This window comes from Vibrio sp. B181a (assembly GCF_030248375.1).
Classification (GTDB): Bacteria; Pseudomonadota; Gammaproteobacteria; order Enterobacterales; family Vibrionaceae; genus Vibrio; species Vibrio campbellii.
The window spans coordinates 197,382-216,546 of sequence record NZ_JAHGAD010000038.1 but is presented as its reverse complement, the minus strand read 5'-3'; the positions used below and the strand labels follow the sequence as shown (position 1 = coordinate 216,546).

At 45.2% G+C, this 19,165-nt stretch carries 20 protein-coding genes; 6 read left to right on the top strand and 14 right to left on the bottom strand.

Annotated features, from left to right (window positions below; genetic code table 11):
* Window positions 1-30 precede the first annotated feature (30 nt).
* Both KIO97_RS17715 and KIO97_RS17710 read right to left on the bottom strand, forming a co-directional pair.
* A complete protein-coding gene (locus KIO97_RS17715) occupies window positions 31-774 on the bottom strand; it encodes a YggN family protein (protein WP_050904966.1) in 744 nt (247 codons plus the stop codon).
* 60 nt (window positions 775-834) lie between these two features.
* The gene (locus KIO97_RS17710) at window positions 835-1,314 is read right to left on the bottom strand and encodes a GreA/GreB family elongation factor (RefSeq protein ID WP_285383566.1); all 480 of its coding nucleotides are present in this window, start codon (window positions 1,312-1,314) and stop codon (window positions 835-837) included.
* Window positions 1,315-1,390: 76 nt separating this feature from the next.
* Between KIO97_RS17710 and KIO97_RS17705 the strand changes: the two genes are divergently transcribed.
* A complete protein-coding gene (locus tag KIO97_RS17705; RefSeq protein ID WP_285383565.1) occupies window positions 1,391-3,316 on the top strand; it encodes an ATP-dependent DNA helicase RecQ in 1,926 nt (641 codons plus the stop codon).
* On the opposite strand, the gene dinB is transcribed toward KIO97_RS17705, so the two are convergent.
* On the bottom strand, window positions 3,313-4,341 hold the full coding sequence (gene dinB / locus KIO97_RS17700; protein ID WP_045369612.1) for a DNA polymerase IV: 1,029 nt from the start codon (window positions 4,339-4,341) through the stop codon (window positions 3,313-3,315). The two genes, KIO97_RS17705 and dinB, sit on opposite strands and share 4 nt — an antisense overlap.
* Before the next feature lie 211 nt (window positions 4,342-4,552).
* Between dinB and KIO97_RS17695 the strand changes: the two genes are divergently transcribed.
* Entirely contained in the window at window positions 4,553-5,767 is a 1,215-nt protein-coding gene (locus KIO97_RS17695) for a diguanylate cyclase (protein ID WP_285383564.1), read from the top strand.
* A 72-nt stretch (window positions 5,768-5,839) separates the two neighbouring features.
* On the opposite strand, the gene nqrM is transcribed toward KIO97_RS17695, so the two are convergent.
* The 9 genes from nqrM to bolA form a co-directional block, all read right to left on the bottom strand.
* Window positions 5,840-6,073 (bottom strand): (Na+)-NQR maturation NqrM, encoded by a 234-nt coding sequence (nqrM, locus tag KIO97_RS17690; protein ID WP_005427386.1) that lies wholly within the window; start codon window positions 6,071-6,073, stop codon window positions 5,840-5,842.
* Between the two features lie 22 nt (window positions 6,074-6,095).
* A complete protein-coding gene (locus KIO97_RS17685) occupies window positions 6,096-7,100 on the bottom strand; it encodes an FAD:protein FMN transferase (RefSeq protein ID WP_005427326.1) in 1,005 nt (334 codons plus the stop codon).
* Between the two features lie 154 nt (window positions 7,101-7,254).
* Window positions 7,255-8,478: an NADH:ubiquinone reductase (Na(+)-transporting) subunit F gene (gene nqrF, locus KIO97_RS17680; protein WP_005529391.1), complete on the bottom strand. Its 1,224-nt coding sequence runs from the start codon at window positions 8,476-8,478 to the stop codon at window positions 7,255-7,257.
* Window positions 8,479-8,511: 33 nt separating this feature from the next.
* Window positions 8,512-9,108, bottom strand: coding sequence for an NADH:ubiquinone reductase (Na(+)-transporting) subunit E (gene nqrE / locus KIO97_RS17675; protein WP_005427385.1), 597 nt, complete (start codon window positions 9,106-9,108; stop codon window positions 8,512-8,514).
* Between the two features lie 7 nt (window positions 9,109-9,115).
* On the bottom strand, window positions 9,116-9,748 hold the full coding sequence (locus KIO97_RS17670; protein WP_012128720.1) for an NADH:ubiquinone reductase (Na(+)-transporting) subunit D: 633 nt from the start codon (window positions 9,746-9,748) through the stop codon (window positions 9,116-9,118).
* Window positions 9,748-10,533: a Na(+)-translocating NADH-quinone reductase subunit C gene (locus KIO97_RS17665; protein ID WP_005427293.1), complete on the bottom strand. Its 786-nt coding sequence runs from the start codon at window positions 10,531-10,533 to the stop codon at window positions 9,748-9,750. Before KIO97_RS17665 ends, KIO97_RS17670 begins: the two co-directional genes overlap by 1 nt.
* The gene (locus KIO97_RS17660) at window positions 10,523-11,764 is read right to left on the bottom strand and encodes an NADH:ubiquinone reductase (Na(+)-transporting) subunit B (protein WP_005427308.1); all 1,242 of its coding nucleotides are present in this window, start codon (window positions 11,762-11,764) and stop codon (window positions 10,523-10,525) included. Before KIO97_RS17660 ends, KIO97_RS17665 begins: the two co-directional genes overlap by 11 nt.
* Before the next feature lie 3 nt (window positions 11,765-11,767).
* A complete protein-coding gene (locus KIO97_RS17655; RefSeq protein WP_038891887.1) occupies window positions 11,768-13,108 on the bottom strand; it encodes a Na(+)-translocating NADH-quinone reductase subunit A in 1,341 nt (446 codons plus the stop codon).
* A gap of 471 nt (window positions 13,109-13,579) precedes the next feature.
* The gene (gene bolA / locus KIO97_RS17650; protein ID WP_005427328.1) at window positions 13,580-13,888 is read right to left on the bottom strand and encodes a transcriptional regulator BolA; all 309 of its coding nucleotides are present in this window, start codon (window positions 13,886-13,888) and stop codon (window positions 13,580-13,582) included.
* A 205-nt stretch (window positions 13,889-14,093) separates the two neighbouring features.
* Here bolA and KIO97_RS17645 point away from each other — a divergent pair, with 205 nt between their 5' ends.
* The 4 genes from KIO97_RS17645 to KIO97_RS17630 all read left to right on the top strand — a co-directional run bounded on the left by KIO97_RS17645 (window position 14,094) and on the right by KIO97_RS17630 (window position 17,829).
* Window positions 14,094-15,251, top strand: a complete 1,158-nt coding sequence (locus KIO97_RS17645) for a class I SAM-dependent methyltransferase (protein ID WP_285383563.1) — start codon at window positions 14,094-14,096, stop codon at window positions 15,249-15,251.
* Window positions 15,252-15,290: 39 nt separating this feature from the next.
* Complete coding sequence (locus KIO97_RS17640; protein WP_285383562.1) at window positions 15,291-15,860, top strand: YajG family lipoprotein; 570 nt, start codon at window positions 15,291-15,293, stop codon at window positions 15,858-15,860.
* The gene (locus KIO97_RS17635; RefSeq protein ID WP_285383561.1) at window positions 15,860-16,405 is read left to right on the top strand and encodes a peptidylprolyl isomerase; all 546 of its coding nucleotides are present in this window, start codon (window positions 15,860-15,862) and stop codon (window positions 16,403-16,405) included. The genes KIO97_RS17640 and KIO97_RS17635 overlap by 1 nt, the downstream gene beginning before the upstream one ends.
* A gap of 71 nt (window positions 16,406-16,476) precedes the next feature.
* Window positions 16,477-17,829, top strand: a complete 1,353-nt coding sequence (locus tag KIO97_RS17630; protein ID WP_038891891.1) for an MFS transporter — start codon at window positions 16,477-16,479, stop codon at window positions 17,827-17,829.
* A gap of 72 nt (window positions 17,830-17,901) precedes the next feature.
* On the opposite strand, the gene KIO97_RS17625 is transcribed toward KIO97_RS17630, so the two are convergent.
* Together KIO97_RS17625 and KIO97_RS17620 are read right to left on the bottom strand one after the other, a co-directional pair.
* Window positions 17,902-18,564: a ChrR family anti-sigma-E factor gene (locus KIO97_RS17625; RefSeq protein ID WP_285383560.1), complete on the bottom strand. Its 663-nt coding sequence runs from the start codon at window positions 18,562-18,564 to the stop codon at window positions 17,902-17,904.
* Window positions 18,561-19,145 (bottom strand): RNA polymerase sigma factor, encoded by a 585-nt coding sequence (locus KIO97_RS17620; protein WP_045421765.1) that lies wholly within the window; start codon window positions 19,143-19,145, stop codon window positions 18,561-18,563. The genes KIO97_RS17625 and KIO97_RS17620 overlap by 4 nt, the downstream gene beginning before the upstream one ends.
* Between the last annotated feature and the right edge of the window lie 20 nt (window positions 19,146-19,165).

Genomic DNA, 19,165 nt, shown 5'->3' with positions numbered 1-19,165 from the left:
AGGCGCTCTTTGTTGTTTGTGCTTCGCGAATTAAATGGTGAAGACTTGATAATCTTTTAGCTCGGGGATCTTCTTCAGCAGATCTTGTTCTTCAACCGCCATATCATCCAGAGATTCACACAAGTCTTCCGCTTGTTTTTCTACGTCTTCCGAGTGTTCCGCTAAGCGTTCTTGAACCTTAGCTTGCAGTTCGGTCATGCTTTCAGACAGTGCGGTTAAGTTCAAGCCGCCGTCTTCTTTCATCTTGGCAGACAACGCATCAAATGCGCTGGTTAGGAATTCTTTGTTGAAGATTTCTTGTGCTTTTTCGAAGTCTTGTGACCATGATTCAGTCATCGAATCAAAGCTATCAGCAGGTAGAATAAAATCACCGTCTTTGTAGTAACGAGCTTCTACATCGGCAAAGAAGTCTTTTACTGCGACTTTCACGTTATCAAATGAATCTGGTGCATCAAGGCTAACCGCGATGTCATCTATAATGTCGTTTGCCAATGCTAAGCCATCACTTGCCAACTGTTTTGCTTGCGGAATGTAAGCATTCATCTTCTCGCGGTAATTCTCGATTGCCGCTTTCTGATCATCATCAAGCTCGATCAGCTCGCCTTTGATAAACAGGTTATTGTCTTCGTCGACAACCGCTTTTTCACCATTAGTATGCACGATTTCTAAGTTCTGACCATCCATACGAACTTCGTTGTTAATATCGACGCGACACTGGGCTGCATAGCCACTGGCGCTGATGGTCAACAATGAGAGTGTGAGCAGTTTCTTCATTACTTTCTCTTTTTTCATGGTTATTCTGTTTAACTATAACAAGCAACTATGGATAAGATGTCAGCAAACCGTCACGACTTCATAACAAGTTGTTTTATCGCCAATTTTCACATCAATGTCTTCCCCTTCTTCTTTGCCGACCAAAGCACAACCAAGGGGGGATTTCGGCGTGAGAACAAACACTTCTTTGTCTTGCCATTCAACGGTCAGTCCACCGGAGCAAGGGCCAATAAAGAAGGCTTTTTCAACATCGTTCTCGTCGACTAATTCCACATAAGCACCAACCGCGATACGTGCATCAACAAAATCACGCAACACAAGAGTGCGGTACTGGCGAAGCTCTTCTTCACTCTCTTGTACACGCATTGCTTGCCCGTGTGCCAGATACGATGCCTCGAGTGCTAATGTATCGTACTTGTGCTCAGGTACGGTCTCTTCATCTGTCGCAGCGTCAATGGCTCTTTGCGTCGAGGCGTGAGCAACGTGCAGTTTGTCTTCGAGTTGTTGAATGATTATTTGGACTAAATCGGCTTTGTTCATACTTTTAGGACGCGCTTTAGGCACTCAGGGTGTGTTAATGTAATCCAGTTTATCATCAAACCAAGGTTTCCCTATTATGCAAAGTGACTCGCTTCAGCAAACGCTTCAATCCGTGTTCGGGTTTGACTCATTAAGATCCGGCCAACAGCCGGTGATTGAAGCAGTAATGAACGGACACTCAGCCGCAGCCATCTTCCCAACTGGCTCAGGGAAATCGCTTTGCTACCAACTTCCTGCTACTCAGTTACCACATCTAACATTAGTGATTTCACCGCTTCTTGCGTTGATGAAAGACCAGCTTAGCTTTTTACAAAGCAGAGGCATTGCTGCGGCATCTATCGACAGCAGCCAAAGCCGTGAGGAAACACAGCAGGTGATGGCTGGCGTGAAGAATGGACATATCAAGATTTTGATGATCTCGGTAGAGCGACTCAAGAACGAACGTTTTCGCGAATTTATTCGTCAAATTCCGCTTTCTCTAATGGTGGTCGACGAGGCGCACTGTATTTCGGAATGGGGTCATAACTTCCGTCCTGACTACCTTAAACTGCCGCAATACCAGCGTGAACTGAATATTCCTCAAACTCTGTTGCTGACCGCCACGGCAACGCCTGCGGTTATCGAAGACATGCAAAGTAAGTTTGATATCGCTGGCGAGAACATTACGGTTACTGGTTTCTATCGCTCTAATCTCGATATTTCTGTGGTGCCTTGCGATGAAGAAAATAAGCAAACACAGCTGAATGACATCATTGCTGCGGCCCCTAAACTGCCGAGTATCGTGTACGTAACTCAGCAGCAAACCGCGGAGCAAGTAGCCAGCTCATTAATTCGTTTAGGCATCAATGCTCACGCTTATCATGCGGGTATGAAGAGCGATATTCGAGAGAAAATCCAACAGCAGTTTATGGACTCGCAAATCGACTGTATTGTCGCCACAATCGCGTTTGGTATGGGAGTAGATAAATCCGACATTCGTCGTGTTATTCACTTCGATTTACCGAAATCTATCGAAAACTACGCACAAGAAATCGGGCGCGCTGGACGAGATGGGCAACGTTCGGAGTGTATTCTTTTGGGGAACACCTCTGGCTTAACAGTATTAGAGAACTTTGTTTACGGTGACACACCAGAGCCAAGCTCAATCAATTATGTATTAGAACAAATTCGCGAGAACACACCTCAGTGGGAAGTGATGGCGCTGCGCTTATCTCGCGACAGCAATATTCGCCAACTGCCACTGAAGACCTTATTGGTTTACTTAGAGCTGGCAAAAGTGATTGAAGCCAAATACAGCTATTTCGCGGAATATCGCTTCAAGTTCTTACAAGACCAGTCTTTCATCCTCAATCAGTTCCAAGGCGAACGACGTCAGTTTGTTGAAGCTATTTTTGCTTGTTCAACCAAAGCGAAAGTTTGGTGCCAAGTGGATTTAGAAGCCTTGTGGATGAACTATCAATCTGAGCGTAGCCGCGTGATTGCGGCGCTTGATTACTTCCACCAAAACGGTTGGATTGAATTAGAAAGCAAGCAACTCACGGATGTGTATTCGGTTCTCCCTGCGACTCAAAATCAAGAAGTGATTTCTCAGCATTTGGTTGAGCTGTTCCAATCCAAAGAACAGAAAGACATTGAACGAATTCATACTATGTTGGATCTGTTCCAATCATCGGACTGCTTGAGCCATCAATTAGCGCATTACTTTGCTGATCACAATGCACCAGCGCAATGTGGTCACTGCTCAGTTTGTCGTGGACAAGTCGCATCGTTCCCTCAGCCACAACAAGAGCAACCTGAGTTGACTCACCTATCCGCTTGGGTTGATGAGTTTGTTCAGCTTTCACCAACGGCGATTAGCAATGCCGCCGTAGCTCGCTTCCTGTGTGGGATCAGCACGCCAATCATTGCTCAGCTTAAAGCTAGCAAACTGCGAGGCTATGGCTCAATGGCGAATATCTCTTTTGAACAGGTTCTAAAGCAGGTTGAGTTAGCACGAGCTTAAAAGAAGCTCAATTGGCGTGCTTGTTGTTCAGGCTTGAGCATCACACTCAAGCCTAACAGCCTTATTTCTCGGCCGTTTTGGCGCTTAAGAATATCTCTCAACAGCACTTTGAAATCTTCAAGCTCCAGCTGAGGGTGAATGTGCTCAATCGTTGTGAGTTGAAAATCAGCAAACTTGAGCTTGATACCCTGCTTAATGATCGACTTATCCGGGCTGGCTTTCTCTAAACGTCTCTCTAGTTCAGGGAAGAGCTTATCTTCGATCACCTGCCAGCACTCATCGTAAGTAGCAATGTTTTCGCTAAACGTACGCTCTACCCCAACCGATTTACGCTCGCGTTCCACCACCACTTCGCGGTCATCAATACCATGGCTGCGCTTCCACAATGAAGCGCCTTGGCGCCCAAATTGGCGCAACAACTCACGGTAATCACTGTTTTTGATATCTTCACACAGGTAGAAGCCAGCTTGGTGCAGCTTCTCCAAACTCACTTTGCCAACACCTGGGATCTTTTCCAAAGGCAATTTATCGACTACCTCTTGGACTTTATCGGGTGGAATCACAAACTGGCCATTGGGCTTGTTCATGTCTGAAGCAACTTTGGCAAGAAACTTAATTGGCGCAATACCTGCCGATGCCGTTAGTCCCAACTCCGTATGTATGTCGCGACGAATCGATTCTGCAATTAAGGTGGCAGAGCCTCGACAGGCAGTGGAGTCCGTTACATCAAGGTACGCCTCATCAAGGGACAACGGCTCAATGAGCTGAGTGTATCGTTCGAAGATAGCTCGGATCTGTTGAGAAACTTGCTTGTACACGTGCATTCGCCCTGGAACGACAAGTAAGTTAGGGCAAAGCTGGAGCGCACGCGCTGTTGGCATTGCACTGCGCACACCAAACTTACGCGCTTCATAGTTGCACGTACTGATCACGCCTCGCTGCTTCTCATGACCACCTACAGCAAGCGCAACACCACGATAGCTCGGGTTATCACGCATCTCTACCGCGGCATAAAAGCAATCCATATCCACGTGAATAATTTTTCTGACTCGCTCAATCACGTTTCGCACACAAAAGCACTGTTTAAAAAAACAGTATAGCGATAAATAGACACATTGGAAATAGTGTTATCTGGAGTCAGAGATCAAGAATTTTTCATGGTATTCAAATTGTATTTCATTATTATTGATACCTATAACACTAAAGTTGATTTATACACAAAAGTAGGGAAACTTTTTGAGTAACAAAATACTGGTCGTCGAAGACAGCCGTGCCTTTAAAAACTACTTACAACAGCTGTTAAGCCAAGCAGGTTATAAGGTACTCACGGCAGAAAGCTATGCTGAAGCCCAATCGATTTTAGCAACTCAACCAGAATTGCTTTGTGCCGTTCTCGACTATTGCCTCCCCGACGCACAAGATGGCGAAATCATCGACTTGGTACTTTCTCATCAGCAAAAAGTCATCGTGCTGACGGCTATGTTTCAAGATGATGCTCGCGAAAAAATGTTGGCCAAAGGTGTACTCGATTACATCTTAAAGGACAGCATGGCATCGGTATCCTACCTGCTTCCACTCCTCAAACGATTAACGAATAATCAGCACCATAAGTGTTTGGTGGTCGATGATTCAATGACGGTTCGTCGCCATGTGGTGCAACTACTAGAGCACCAATACATACAAACACTACAAGCTGAAAATGGCCAGCAAGCCATTGAGCTGATCGAGCAGAATCCAGATATCACCTTGGTGCTGACTGATCACGATATGCCAGTAAAAGACGGCATTACCATGATTCGCGAGCTACGCCAGAAACTAGATAAGAACCAACTTGCTATTCTTGGTATCTCAGGCAGTGACGATCACACAATGACTGCTCGCTTTCTTAAAGCAGGTGCGAATGACTTTCTATATAAGCCTTTCAATCAAGAAGAGTTCTTCTGCCGAGTTCATCAAATCTTGGACATGAAGGAAGCAACAACAGAACTGTTTAGAATGGCGAACCAAGATGCTCTCACGGGCCTGTGGAATCGACGTTTCTTGTTTGGGCAAGCGTGTAGCGGCTGCGAAAAGCGCAACATCGCAATGTTAGATATCGACTTTTTCAAGAAGGTCAACGATAACTACGGGCATGATGGGGGTGATGCTGCACTTGTGATGGTGGCGAATATCTTGAAGATCTATTTCCCAGAAGATGTAATTGCTCGCTTTGGCGGGGAAGAGTTCTGTATTCAAGCCTGTGGCAGTTATGACGACTTCGTCATTCGATTAGAGCAAATGCGCCAACGTGTTGAAAAAACTCCAGTCCCTTACCAGAACGATAGCATCCAAGTAACCATAAGTATTGGTGTATCGAGTGTTGAAGGAAACCTTGATCAACAGATTAAAGTGGCCGATGACCGTTTATATCAAGCGAAAGAAAGTGGTCGAAACCAGACTGTCTACCAATAGCGCCCTGTTTCTCGATTACAAAAAACAAAACCCAGCCGCTGGCTGGGTTTTTTCATTCTGACTATCGCTCAATTAAGCAATACGATCTTTTTCCCACGCAGCTAGCTTTTCTGCGCGCAGTGCTTCACGTGCTTCACGCTTTTTACGTGCATCACATGGTTCTGGGCAGTTACATACTTTTTCAATACCAACCGCACCAAGGCCACCGCAGCTACCTTTTACGACCTTCTTTTGGAAGATGTAACCCACTGCCATCGCTGCAATTACCGCAACAAAGACAGCAAAAGTAATTAGAAATGTACTCATAAGGACATGCTCACTTCTGTTGTTATTTCTTCATGAACGGCTTGTATGCTTCCGAAGCCAGCTCTTTAAAACCATCATCCGTTTTCACGATCATGAAAACAGGAATGTTGTTCTCGTTCGCGATTTCCATGCCTTTGTCTTCACCTAGAACCATAAGGCCAGTTGCAAGACCATCAGCCGTCATCGACGATTTATCCAGTACCGTTACAGACACCACTTTATGATGGATTGGTTTGCCTGTTTGCGGATTGATGATGTGAGAGTATCGCACACCATTACTCTCAAAGTAATTACGATAGTCACCACTTGTTGCAATTGCCATGTCGCCAGGCTCAATAATTTCTTGAATTGAGCGCTCATCAACAGTCGGCTTTTCAATGGCAATACGCCATGGCACACCTTCACGGTTAATACCTTTCAAACGCATTTCACCGCCAACTTCTACCATGTAGTTGTGAATGCCTTGTGATTGTAGATAATCCGCAACCACATCAACACCCCAACCTTTTGCGATAGTCGATAGGTCAACGTACAAGTTTGGAATGTCTTTCGACATTTTATTGCCTTCAACCGAAAGATGGTGAATACCTGTGTTTGCTTTACGAGCTGATAGCTCTTCATCTGTCGGAACCACATCTGGACGTGCTTCTGGACCAAAGCCCCAAAGGTTAACCAAAGGACCAACAGTGACGTCTAGTGCACCTAAAGTAAGACCGTTTAGACGAATCGCTTCTTTCACTACTGTCGCCGTTTGCGGTGATACTTCAAATGGCTCACTCGTTGTGTGTTGGTTAAAGCGGCTAAGCTCTGAATCTTCACGGTACGTCGACATTTGATCGTTCACTTCTTCAAGCAAGCGATCGATTTCTGTTTGCAAAACTTCAGGCGATGGCAGGCCGTCTTGCTCGATGTATTTAATGTTGTATGTGGTGCCCATTGTTGGGCCACTTAAATGAACTTGATCTGCTGGTTGTTCACAACCAGCTAGAACCAATAGAGAAGCGAATGCAACAAGCCACTTTTTCACTTGTTTACTCCTATTGTCGTTAAATTGATATGGAAAATGGGTTCTCTCAAGACAAACCGATTTCCTATAGCAACTGTTGAATATGGTTTTTATTTCTACAAAAAATAATGGCTAGCTCTTAGAGAGCTAGCCATAGATTCAATCACTTGGGGGATTAACCACCGAAGTCATCTAGAAGGATGTTTTCATCCTCTACACCTAGATCTTTCAGCATGCCGATTACAGCAGCGTTCATCATAGGTGGACCACACATGTAGTATTCACAGTCTTCTGGCGCTTCGTGATCACGTAGGTAGTTCTCGTAAAGAACGTTGTGAATGAAGCCAGTGTAACCATCCCAGTTATCTTCTGGAAGTGGATCAGACAGTGCACAGTGCCATACGAAGTTATCGTTCTCAGCCGCTAAGCCGTCGAAGTCTTCTACGTAGAACATTTCACGCTTAGAACGTGCACCGTACCAGAATGACATCTTACGCTTAGAGTGCAGACGTTTCAGCTGGTCGAAGATATGAGAACGCATTGGAGCCATACCTGCACCACCACCAACGAATACCATCTCAGCGTCAGTATCTTTCGCGAAGAACTCACCGAATGGACCAGAGATCGTACACTTGTCGCCTTCTTTTAGAGACCAGATGAACGATGACATGATACCAGGTGCAACGTCTGGGTTGTTTGGCGGCGGAGTTGCGATACGAACGTTAAGCATGATGATACCGTGCTCTTCTGGGTAGTTAGCCATAGAGTATGCACGAATTGTCTCTTCATTAACTTTAGACTCGTAGCGGAATAGGTTGAACTTCTCCCAATCCTCACGGTATTCCTCAGGAATATCGTAATCCGCGTATTTAACGTGGTGAGCTGGCGCTTCAATCTGGATGTAACCACCAGCACGGAAAGGTACTGATTCGCCATCTGGGATTTGTAGCTTAAGCTCTTTGATGAATGTTGCTTTGTTATCGTTAGAGATAACTGTACATTCCCACTTCTTAACGCCGAAGATTTCTTCAGGAAGTTCGATGTCCATGTCAGTTTTCATTGCAACCTGACACGCTAGACGCTCACCTTCACGCGCTTCACCTTTAGTAATGTGGTCAAGCTCGGTAGGTAGGATGTCACCACCACCTGATTTAACTTTTACGCGACACTGACCACAAGAGCCACCGCCACCACAAGCAGAAGATACGAATACGCCAGCGCCCGCTAGCGCAGATAGTAGCTTACCACCTGGTTGTGTAACGATCGCCAGTGATGGGTCATCGTTCACAGAAATTGTAATGTCACCTGTTGGTACAAGCTTAGACTTAGCGAAAAGAATCACTAGTACTAGCGCAAGTACGATCAGAGTAAACATCACTACACCAAGAATAATGTCCATTGACTATTCCTTAATTGTTGCGGTTTACCCGACTTACAGTTGAACACCAGAGAAAGACATAAAGCCTAACGCCATTAGACCTACAGTGATGAACGTGATACCTAGACCACGTAGACCAGGAGGTACATCTGAGTACTTCATCTTCTCACGGATACCTGCAAGAGCGACGATCGCTAGCATCCAGCCCACACCAGAACCGAAACCGTAAACGATAGATTCAGCAAAGTTGTAGTCACGTTGTACCATGAAAGATACACCACCGAAGATCGCACAGTTTACTGTGATCAGCGGTAGGAAGATGCCAAGCGCGTTGTACAAAGGTGGGAAGAAACGGTCAAGAACCATCTCTAGAATCTGTACAAGTGCAGCGATTACACCGATGAAGGTGATGAAGTTTAGGAAGCTAAGGTCTACGCCCTCAACTAACGCGTTCTCTTTCAGAACTAGGTTGTAAACTAGGTTGTTCACAGGAACCGCGATAGTTAGTACTACCACAACTGCAACACCCAGACCGAAAGAGGTCTTAACTTTCTTAGATACGGCAAGGAAAGTACACATACCTAGGAAGAAAGACAGTGCCATGTTTTCGATGAAAATCGATTTAACTAGCAGACTGATGTAATGTTCCATGACGCCCTTACTCCTTCGCTTCTACTTGTTCTGGCTTCAGAATACGGATTACCCAGATCAGGAAGCCGATTAGGAAGAATGCAGATGGTGCTAGTAGCATTAGACCGTTTGGCTGGTACCAACCACCGTTGCTCACTAGTGGTAGAACTTCCATACCGAATAGCTTGCCTGAACCAAATAGTTCACGGAAGAAGCCTACAGTGATAAGAACGAAGCCGTAACCTAGACCGTTACCGATACCGTCGATTAGCGATGGTACTGGTGCAGATTTCATTGCGAATGCTTCAGCACGACCCATTACGATACAGTTCGTGATGATAAGACCTACGAATACAGATAGCTGTTTAGAGATATCGTATAGGTAAGCTTTAAGCACTTGGTCTACCACGATTACTAGCGATGCGATGATTGCCATCTGAACGATGATACGCACACTGTTAGGAATGTGGTTACGGATCAGAGAAACAGAGAAGTTAGACAGTGCAGTTACGAAAGTTACCGCTAGTGTCATTACAAATGCTGTTTCTAGTTTAGTTGTTACTGCAAGAGCAGAACATACACCAAGAACCTGCAGCGCGATCGGGTTGTTGTCCAACACCGGCGCCATAATGCTCTTTTTAATGTTTTGTGCGCTAGACATTAGTTCAGACCTCCGTCACGAACTTTTGCTAGGAAAGGACCAAAGCCCATGTCACCTAACCAGAAGTCAAATGTACCTTGAACACCGTTACCAGTTAGTGTCGCACCAGATAGGCCATCAACGCCGTGTTCAGAACCTTCTGGAGCACCACCTTTAACAATCTTGATTGCTGGTTTGTGGTTCTCGTCGAATAGTTTCTTACCAACGAATTGAGCACGCCATGCTGGGTTTTCTACTTCACCACCAAGTCCAGGAGTTTCACCTTGCTCGTAGTAAGTAATACCAGACACAGTGTTACCGTCAGTTTCAACCGCAACGAATGCGTACATCATTGACCATAGGCCGTTACCGTGAACTGGGATGATAACTTTAGAAATGTCATCACCGTTTTTCACTAGGTAAACGATACCTGTGTTAGCACGACGTAGGATCTTAGCTTTGTCTTCATCAGCCGTTAGCTTGATAGACTCTGCTGGATCTTTCGCTGCTTTACGTTGGTCGTAGTTAGCTGCTGTAGAGCCGTCTTCAGCCTTCTCTACAAAATCACCAGTTTTGAAGTCAACTAGACGAGGTTCGATGTACTCAGCAAAAAGCTCAGGAACTTTCTTACCTTCAGCGTCGATACCCGCAACTTCTACAATCTTTGATTGCTTATCTAGTACAGCGTTAGCTTTTTGCTGGTCACGCAGACCTACTGCTGCTGTTGATACGATGATTGAACAAACAAGGCTCAACCCGACAACAACACCCAGCGTCTTTTTAATGCTGTCGTTATTACTTGCCATAGCGTGCTAGTCTCCGCTTGATGTTCTTCTCGATAACTACATGGTCGAACAGAGGTGCGAATAGGTTCGCGAATAGAATCGCCAGCATCATACCTTCTGGGTAAGCTGGGTTAACTACACGGATCATCACACACATTGCACCGATTAGGATGCCGTACCACCATTTACCGCCGTTGGTAAATGAAGCTGATACTGGGTCTGTTGCCATGAAGAACATACCGAATGCAAAACCACCTAGTACTAGGTGCCAGTGCCATGGCATGTTGAACATTGGGTTGGTGTCAGAACCGATCACGTTGAATAGTGTCGATACTGCAATCATACCGATCATTACACCTGCGATGATGCGCCATGAAGCGATTCGCATGTAAACGATCATCGCTGCACCGATCATTAGAGCAAGCGTTGATACTTCACCAATTGAGCCAGGGATGTTACCGATGAATGCATCCATCCAAGTGATAGGAGCGCCAGTGATGTTGTTGATCAACGCGCCGCTACCGCCGTGAGCCCATTGGCTAAGAGCAGTTGCACCAGAGAAGCCGTCAGCCGCAGTCCATACTACGTCACCCGAGATTTGCGCTGGGTAAGCGAAGAATAGGAAAGCACGACCTGCAAGAGCAGGGTTCAGGAAGTTACGACCTGTACCACCGAAGATCTCTTTAGCTACAACAACACCAAATGTGATACCTAGTGCCGCTTGCCATAGAGGTAGCGTTGGTGGAACGATAAGTGCGAATAGAATAGAAGTTACAAAGAAGCCTTCGTTAACTTCGTGCTTACGCACCATACAGAAAAGTACTTCCCAGAAACCACCAACAATAAATACTGTTGCGTAGATTGGTAGGAAGTAAGTCGCACCCAGTAGCATCTTACTGCCAACGCCCGCTTCTGCACCGATGGTGCCGCCAAGCATTTCTGTTAGCCAGTAGTGCCAGTTACCTGCGATAACTGTCGCTAGTTGATCACCAGCGTACATGTGGTTAAGTGCTGCAATAGCTTGGCCACCCGCGTTGTACATACCCCAGAACATTGCTGGGAATACTGCGAACCAAACCATGATCATGATACGTTTTAGGTCAACGCTATCACGAACGTGCGAGCTACGTTTTGTTACTAGACCTGGCGTGTAGAATAGTGTTGCAGCTGCTTCGTACAGTGCAAACCACTTTTCGTGCTTACCGCCTGGTTCAAAATGATGCTCGATATCCTCAATGAATTTCTTAAGCATGGATTACCCTTCCTTCACGATGGTATCTAGGCATTCACGAAGTAGCTGACCGTACTCGTATTTACCAGGACATACAAAGGTACACAATGCTAGATCTTCTTCATCCAGTTCAAGCGCACCCAGTGTTTGAGCACTGTCTGTATCGCCTGCACATAGATCACGAAGTAGCAAAGTCGGTTCCATATCAAGCGGCATTACGCGCTCGTAGTTGCCGATTGGAACCATTGCACGGTCACTACCGTTAGTCGTTGTTGTCATGTTGAACAACTGACCTTTGAAGATGTGACCAAGGAAAGATTTCGTGATTGAGAACTTGTTTTTACCAGGTGTAGCCCAGCCAAACAGTTCTTTGTCACGACCTTCGCGTAACACAGAAACTTGTTGGTGGTAACGACCTAGGTAGGCATGTGGACCAGACGCTTGAGTACCAGAAAGTACCGAGCCTGAAATCACACGAACTTCACCAGGCATCAACTCGCTGTCAGTTAGGTCTTCAAGAGAAGCACCTACAACTGTACGAAGAAGACGTGGGTTGTTCACAACAGGACCAGCTAGAGACACAACACGATCAGTGTAAAGCTCACCCGTTAGGAAAAGCTGACCGAACGCGATAACGTCTTGGTAGTTGATGCTCCATGCCACATTTTCTGCATTCACTGGGTATAGGAAATGCATGTGGGTGCCAGCAAGACCTGCTGGGTGAGGGCCATCGAAGACGTGTTCTTCTACGTTTGACTGAGAAGAGCGTGGCAAGCTAGTGCCAGACTTACATACGTAAACCTTGCCTTCTGTCAGGGCTGAAAGAATGTCTAGACCTGCAACGAATGCTTCTTGTTGTTCATTGATGATCAACTCAGGCTGTGCTGCTAGTGGATTAGTATCCATCGCAGTTACGAAAATAGCCTTAGTAGCAGACTCGATTGCTGGAACCTTGCTGAACGGACGAGTACGTAAAGCGGTCCAAAGGCCAGATTCAACCAATTGAGTCTTGATCACTTCGCGATCTAGACCTGCTAGTTGAGCTGCTTCGAACTTATCAAACGTAACCTGCTCTTCGCCTGCCACTTCAATCACTACTGATTGAAGTACACGCTTAGCGCCACGGTTAATTTCGATCACTTTACCGGCTGCTGGAGCAGTGAACTTCACGCCAGGGTTCTTTTTGTCTTCAAAAAGAACTTGCGCTTTTTTCACTTCATCGCCAACGCGGACATGCATGGTAGGACGCATGCCAACGTACTCTTCGCCAAGCAAGGCGACTTTTTTGATGGTCTTACCATCATTAATCACCTGGGATGGAGCTCCTGCGATAGGAAGATCCAAGCCCTTCTTTATTGTAATCATACGCACTTGCACTACTTTTATCGGGAAAAAGATTCTTTTGATTGCGTAACTTTTAGACACGACATCAGTGTCCGGTTTTGATGCTGTTTAAAACATCAAAATCGCAACATCCTATTAATTATCTCGTCACAAATATTAGGCGAGATTTATCAGGTGCCGTAGTCTAGCATTTTTTGGGAACTTGATGCCATGACCAATCTTAGGAAAGGAGGGTTTATTTCGGTAGAACGAGCTCTAAAAGGTTAAAGAATAGTCATAAGTTTGACCGAACGCACAAATGCCAAATCCCATATATTCGTTATGGAAATAAAACATTCATGCTTTGAAACATGCATTAATTTTCATTCATTTGTTGAAACACTGTTAACACATTTTTTAACCTTTATTTGTGCCACATTGTTGTCCCGAAAAGATGTAAAACAAAAAAAGATGGCCGAAACCATCTTTTTAAATCAGTGTTTTAATCGCTTTCTAGCGACCACCACCCATACACATAGGGCTATCTGGAGCACCATCTTGTTCTTGTTTCCACTCTTCATTGGTATAAGTGTGAATCGCCAAGGCATGGATGTGATTATCAAGCTCGTCGGCCAGTACAGTGTGTACCTGACGGTGACGTCCAATGAGGCGCTGACCAGCAAATGCATCACTGACCACAATCACTTTGAAGTGGCTCTCAGAACCCGGCGGAACATTGTGCATATAGCTCTCATTGATCACTTTCAAATAGTTAGGTTGCAGCTCACTATGCAGTTTCTTTTCTATGATTTCTTGGATCATATTCAGTCCTCATTAATACTAATCAGGTAAGTATATACTCTAGTTCCGCAAATGAAATCAACGAAACGTCCTTACTCCCTCTTTCACAATCCACACAGTTCGCTAAAAGCCTGTGAAAATCAGTAAATTTGACAGCTTTTTGTATCTTGAGCCTTCATCATTTGCGACAATAATCACTAATTTCCAAATCGACTTACGTTTAGTTATGAAAACCGAATTAGACCTTCACGATCGTAGCCTCACGCTGCATCGTTTCCCAAAGCGATCCAACGAAACTCTTCAAGCATGGGATGCGGGTGATGAGTACCTTATCAATCACGTAGAAGAAATGGCGTTGCCAGATAATCAAAATATCGTAGTTATTAATGATAACTTCGGTGCGTTGGCATGCTGGTTTTCAGACAAGCACAATGTGACGTTGATGAGTGACTCTTTCATCTCACACAAGGGTGCGCAACAAAACCTTGCAGACAACCAATGCAATCAAGTGTCTTTTCTCTCGACGATGGATGACATTCCAGAGAATACAGACCTAGTTTTGATGCAACTGCCAAAAAGTAACCGCCATCTAGTTTGGTTACTCAGTCAACTGCGTAAAGCGTTGCCAGCATCCTGCCCTATTGTTGCGGTCAACAAAGCGAAAGAGATCCATACGTCGACACTCAAACTGTTTGAGAAGTACTTAGGCGAGACCAAAACCTCTCTGGCGTGGAAAAAGCATCGTTTGGTATTCTCAAGTGCCAATGCTCAACCAGTAATAGATGTCGACCCAATGACGATTTGGGGCGTTGAAGGTGAGAGTATTCAACTGAAAAACCTGCCAAATGTATACTCAGGCGAAAGCTTGGATCTCGGCGCACGTTTTATGCTGCAACACCTTCCTCAAGATCCAACGTTGAAACACGTCATCGACCTTGGCTGTGGTAATGGTGTGCTGTCAGTAAAAATGGGGCAATTAAATCCTCAAGCTCGTTTAACCAGCGTGGATGAAAGCTTTATGGCTATCGAGTCAGCAAAACAAAACTTGATCGATAACCTAGGCGACGCCCGCGATATTCAATGCATTGCGAACAACTGCTTAGATGGTTTCACCACAGACTGTGCAGACATGGTGATGTGCAACCCACCGTTCCACCAGCAGCAAGCGATAACTGACCACATTGCGTGGCAAATGTTCTGCGATGCGAAACAAATACTGAACCAAGGCGGTAAGTTATTGGTCATAGGTAACCGTCACCTTGGTTACGATGCGAAGCTGAAACGTCTGTTTGGCGACAAAAATGTGAAATTAGTCGCTTCTAACAATAAGTTCGTGATTTTACAGGCAACGAAAAATCCTGCTAAATTAGGCGCCAAGCAATAAAGTCCTGACTTTAGCAATATGTTTAAAAGGAATAATAAGATGAAAAAACTGGTACTCGCGGCTTCGGTTGCCTTGCTTGCTGCATGTTCGGCGCCACAACAACCTCAACTGAACCTGATGCCTGAGACGACGCTAAGCACGAACCCGATCGTACAAGGCAAGAGCTACAGCCTAACCAGTAAAGACGTACGTGCGGCTCAGTATGTTGCTCTTGTCGATAACGGTCGTTCAAATATTTTGCCTCTTCACGCGAAACAAAACCTACGTATTTCTCTTGAAGAAGCATTAGAGAAGCAATTCTCTTCTCAAGGTTTCCATTCAGATCTGAACAGCGACAACTCGATTGAGCTTGAAGTGCAAGAAGCGTTGGTAAACGTGAAGCACTCTGTAATGGAAAACGAGATGGATGCAAAAGTCGTTCTAGAAATTACCGCAGAAACTCCGCAAGGCAAGCTTGTTAAGACCTATACTGGTACTGCTAAACGTTCAGGCACACTAAGCGCTTCAGACTCTGATATTGAGCAAACTCTTAATAATGTTGTTGCTCTAACTCTAAAAGAGATCGCGAATGACCCTGAGCTTCGCCAATACATGCAGGAGCGATTCTAATGCTACGTAAAGCTATTCTTTCTCTCGCACTTCTGAGCTGCAGCGTTTTTGCTGGTCCTAAAGTGACGTTTGAAACTACGTTAGGTAACTTCACCGTAGAGTTAAATGAAGAAAAAGCACCCGTTACGGTCGCGAACTTCCTTAAATATGTGGAAGATGGTAGCTACGAAGGTACGATTTTCCATCGCGTGATTCCTGGCTTTATGGCGCAAGGTGGTGGCTTTAACCAAGACATGCAAATGGTTAAGACCTACGCACCAATCAAAAACGAAGGGAATAACGGTTTGAACAATGACCGTGCCACTATTGCAATGGCGCGTACCAATGCTCCTGATTCGGCAACACGTCAGTTCTTCGTAAACTTGGTCGACAATGACTTCTTAAACTACGGTTCTCGCCCACCGGGTTATGCAGTATTTGGTGAAGTCACCGAAGGCTTCGATGTCATTCAAAAAATGGCGGCTCAGCCAACCAAATCCATCGGTCGCATGCGCGATGTCCCAGAGACACAAATCGTCATCACCAAAGCAACACTACTCAAGTAGCCAAAATCATAAGCCCTTTGAATATTCGAAGGGCTTTCTCTTTTAGTGGCTCTATTTTAACGGATTGATTTATGTCTTCATTACCTTCCATCACTTGGTTGGAAACGGTAAAAAGTTACCTCGATAAACGCTTACTTTGGGTTTTCATGCTTGGCTGCTCAAGTGGCTTCCCCTGGGTGCTTATTGGTTCAAACATGTCAGGCTGGCTAAAAGATGCTGGTTTGACGTTATCGGCAATCGGCTATTTTGGTAGCGTATTTGCTGTTTATGCGATCAACTTTTTATGGGCGCCATTGGTCGATCGCGTCAAACTGCCTGTGTTGCACCGCTTACTTGGACAACGTCGTAGCTGGATTTTCCTATGCCAGAGTATCGTGCTTGTTGCTACTCTGTTTATTGCCGGTGTGAACCCCGCTGAAAACCTGATTTTCACATCACTTCTCGCATTGTGTATTGCCACAGCCTCAGCGACACAGGATATTGCGATTGATGCGTTCCGTATTGATACCTTTCCTAAGACGGAAGAATCGAAACTTCCGCAAGCTTCTGCTATGGCGGTGATTGGTTGGTGGACGGGTTATTCACTACCAGGCTATTTAGCGTTCATTAATGCCGATGGCATAGGCTGGAATGGTGTCTATTACGGCATGGCTTTTATCGTTGTGCTCTTGATGATTTTCACTCTTTTAGTGGGTGAACCAAAAACACAACGTGAACAACTGCAGTTGGAAGCAGAACAACGTCACAAAGAAGTAGTGGGCTCCAAACTGGTGGCTTGGTTTACCGTTACCGTTGTGGAACCTTTCTTGGATTTCTTCAATCGTAATGGCGTTCGTGTTGCCATCACGCTTTTGTTATTTGTTTTCCTATTCAAAATTGGTGAGGCGTTCTTGGGACGCATGTCGATTGCCTTCTATAAGGAGATAGGTTTTAGCAATGAACAAATTGGCTACTACTCGAAACTGATTGGCTGGGGCGCAACCATGCTGTTCACCTTTGTTGGCAGCATGTTTAACGTTAAGTTTGGGATTGTACGTGGCCTGATGATTGGCGGTATCGCCATGGCGGCAAGTAACTTGATGTTTGCTTGGATTGCGAAAGTCGGCCCGAATGAGCATCTGTTCTTAGCGACGATCATTGTCGATAACTTCACAACCGCTTTCTCGACCGTCGCTTTTGTTTCGTTCTTGACGATCCTGACTGGACAAGCATTCTCTGCAACTCAGTACGCTTTGTTAGCCTCGCTGGGCAACTTTGGAAGGACTACCCTAGCTTCGTTCAGTGGCGAATTAGTTGATTATCTGAATGACTGGACGACTTTCTTTGTGATTACTGCGGTAATGGTCGTTCCGAGTTTGATCATGCTTTATTCATTGCGACATTACTTCACTGAGTTGCTAGAAAAAGCGAGACAGAGAAACTAAGAAGAGAAATGAAAAACAAAAACCACCGCGATGCGGTGGTTTTCTGTTTCTGATTCTGATTCTGGATGCTCGTTAAGGGTACATACCTTTGCCAAACATATTGAAGATTCTCGCCACACCTTGAGTAAACATCATCGGCTCGGTGAGTACCGTCAAACATAAACAATCTTCACCAGGCTTGGTGAACGGACTGTGCTTGACAGAGGAATCCCTCACCAATAAGTCTCCAGCTTCATAATGACCGTCTTCATCACTAAAACCGCCATGCAGAACAAGTGTCGACTCTGACCCCTTGTGTGTATGCTGAGGTATGCGCACGTCTTCGCTGATGTACATCAGATTTACTCGCGCATCTTCCCCTAGTTCGATTTGAGCACTGAAAACCTTACCACCGTAGCTCTTCCACTCTCCAACAAGATCAGAGAAGCGACTTAACGTTTTAGGTAATTTAAAATCTTTACCCGCAACGGCGACACTGACAACGTCATTGATAATGACAGTATCTAGCTTTGTTTCTGCAGTGACGATGTCGTTAAACATAGTGTCAAATTCAGCGTTGTAATCCCAAGATACGTCACTAACTTCGAACGTTGCTTGCTCGGCTTCCATTTCATTTACATACGCTCGGCATTTCGGACAAGTCTCTAAGTGCGTGGCAACCACCAGACCAGAAACTGCATCAATATTGCCCGAGGCGTATGCCTCTAACAAGTTGTTGTCTGGGTGTTTGTTCATAATTGCTCCGTATGCATTGAATGCCTTAGTTTTTCTACCGCTAGCCTTAGCCGGGATTTCACGGTTCCCAGAGGTATGTCAAACAGTTCAGCGACTTGCTGATGTGGTAGCTCTTCCAAGTACACTGCCTGTAACACATCCCTTTGGTTTTTCGGCAGTATGTCTAGGAATTTGACAACCTGTTCTTTGAGCATATCTTGCTCTGGTGAATAATGGTCGACCAAATCAGGCGGATAGTAATCTGATGGCCAAATGTCATCAGAATGAATATGTAGGTCTTTACCTTTCTGCTTTCTCAAAAGGTCGAAACAAAGGTTACGAATTATCGTGTATATCCATGTCGACAAGGCGCTTTTCGATCCATCGTAAAGGTGCGCTTTTTGCCACACTGTTGCCATGGTTTCCTGCACCATTTCCATTGCCACTTGCTCGTTGCCGACATGTTTGTAGGCGAACTGTTTAAGCTTCGGTGCATAAAAACGAAATACAAAAGCAAAAGCGTCTTTGTCTCTCGCTTTCACCTTGTTCATATACTCGTTCCATTCGCTTCGCCCTAATTTTTGCGGGCTTTCACTCATCATAATCAGCCTTAATCATTGGG

What these genes read in the sequence shown, in the direction of transcription:
- KIO97_RS17715 (WP_050904966.1), bottom strand. Translation starts at nt 774, where the DNA reads ATGAAGAAACTGCTCACACTCTCATTGTTGACCATCAGCGCCAGTGGC.
- KIO97_RS17710 (WP_285383566.1), bottom strand. Translation starts at nt 1,314, where the DNA reads ATGAACAAAGCCGATTTAGTCCAAATAATCATTCAACAACTCGAAGAC.
- KIO97_RS17705 (WP_285383565.1), top strand. Translation starts at nt 1,391, where the DNA reads ATGCAAAGTGACTCGCTTCAGCAAACGCTTCAATCCGTGTTCGGGTTT.
- dinB (WP_045369612.1), bottom strand. Translation starts at nt 4,341, where the DNA reads ATGGATTGCTTTTATGCCGCGGTAGAGATGCGTGATAACCCGAGCTAT.
- nqrM (WP_005427386.1), bottom strand. Translation starts at nt 6,073, where the DNA reads ATGAGTACATTTCTAATTACTTTTGCTGTCTTTGTTGCGGTAATTGCA.
- nqrF (WP_005529391.1), bottom strand. Translation starts at nt 8,478, where the DNA reads ATGGACATTATTCTTGGTGTAGTGATGTTTACTCTGATCGTACTTGCG.
- nqrE (WP_005427385.1), bottom strand. Translation starts at nt 9,108, where the DNA reads ATGGAACATTACATCAGTCTGCTAGTTAAATCGATTTTCATCGAAAAC.
- KIO97_RS17670 (WP_012128720.1), bottom strand. Translation starts at nt 9,748, where the DNA reads ATGTCTAGCGCACAAAACATTAAAAAGAGCATTATGGCGCCGGTGTTG.
- KIO97_RS17665 (WP_005427293.1), bottom strand. Translation starts at nt 10,533, where the DNA reads ATGGCAAGTAATAACGACAGCATTAAAAAGACGCTGGGTGTTGTTGTC.
- KIO97_RS17660 (WP_005427308.1), bottom strand. Translation starts at nt 11,764, where the DNA reads ATGCTTAAGAAATTCATTGAGGATATCGAGCATCATTTTGAACCAGGC.
- KIO97_RS17655 (WP_038891887.1), bottom strand. Translation starts at nt 13,108, where the DNA reads ATGATTACAATAAAGAAGGGCTTGGATCTTCCTATCGCAGGAGCTCCA.
- bolA (WP_005427328.1), bottom strand. Translation starts at nt 13,888, where the DNA reads ATGATCCAAGAAATCATAGAAAAGAAACTGCATAGTGAGCTGCAACCT.
- KIO97_RS17645 (WP_285383563.1), top strand. Translation starts at nt 14,094, where the DNA reads ATGAAAACCGAATTAGACCTTCACGATCGTAGCCTCACGCTGCATCGT.
- KIO97_RS17640 (WP_285383562.1), top strand. Translation starts at nt 15,291, where the DNA reads ATGAAAAAACTGGTACTCGCGGCTTCGGTTGCCTTGCTTGCTGCATGT.
- KIO97_RS17635 (WP_285383561.1), top strand. Translation starts at nt 15,860, where the DNA reads ATGCTACGTAAAGCTATTCTTTCTCTCGCACTTCTGAGCTGCAGCGTT.
- KIO97_RS17630 (WP_038891891.1), top strand. Translation starts at nt 16,477, where the DNA reads ATGTCTTCATTACCTTCCATCACTTGGTTGGAAACGGTAAAAAGTTAC.
- KIO97_RS17625 (WP_285383560.1), bottom strand. Translation starts at nt 18,564, where the DNA reads ATGAACAAACACCCAGACAACAACTTGTTAGAGGCATACGCCTCGGGC.
- KIO97_RS17620 (WP_045421765.1), bottom strand. Translation starts at nt 19,145, where the DNA reads ATGATGAGTGAAAGCCCGCAAAAATTAGGGCGAAGCGAATGGAACGAG.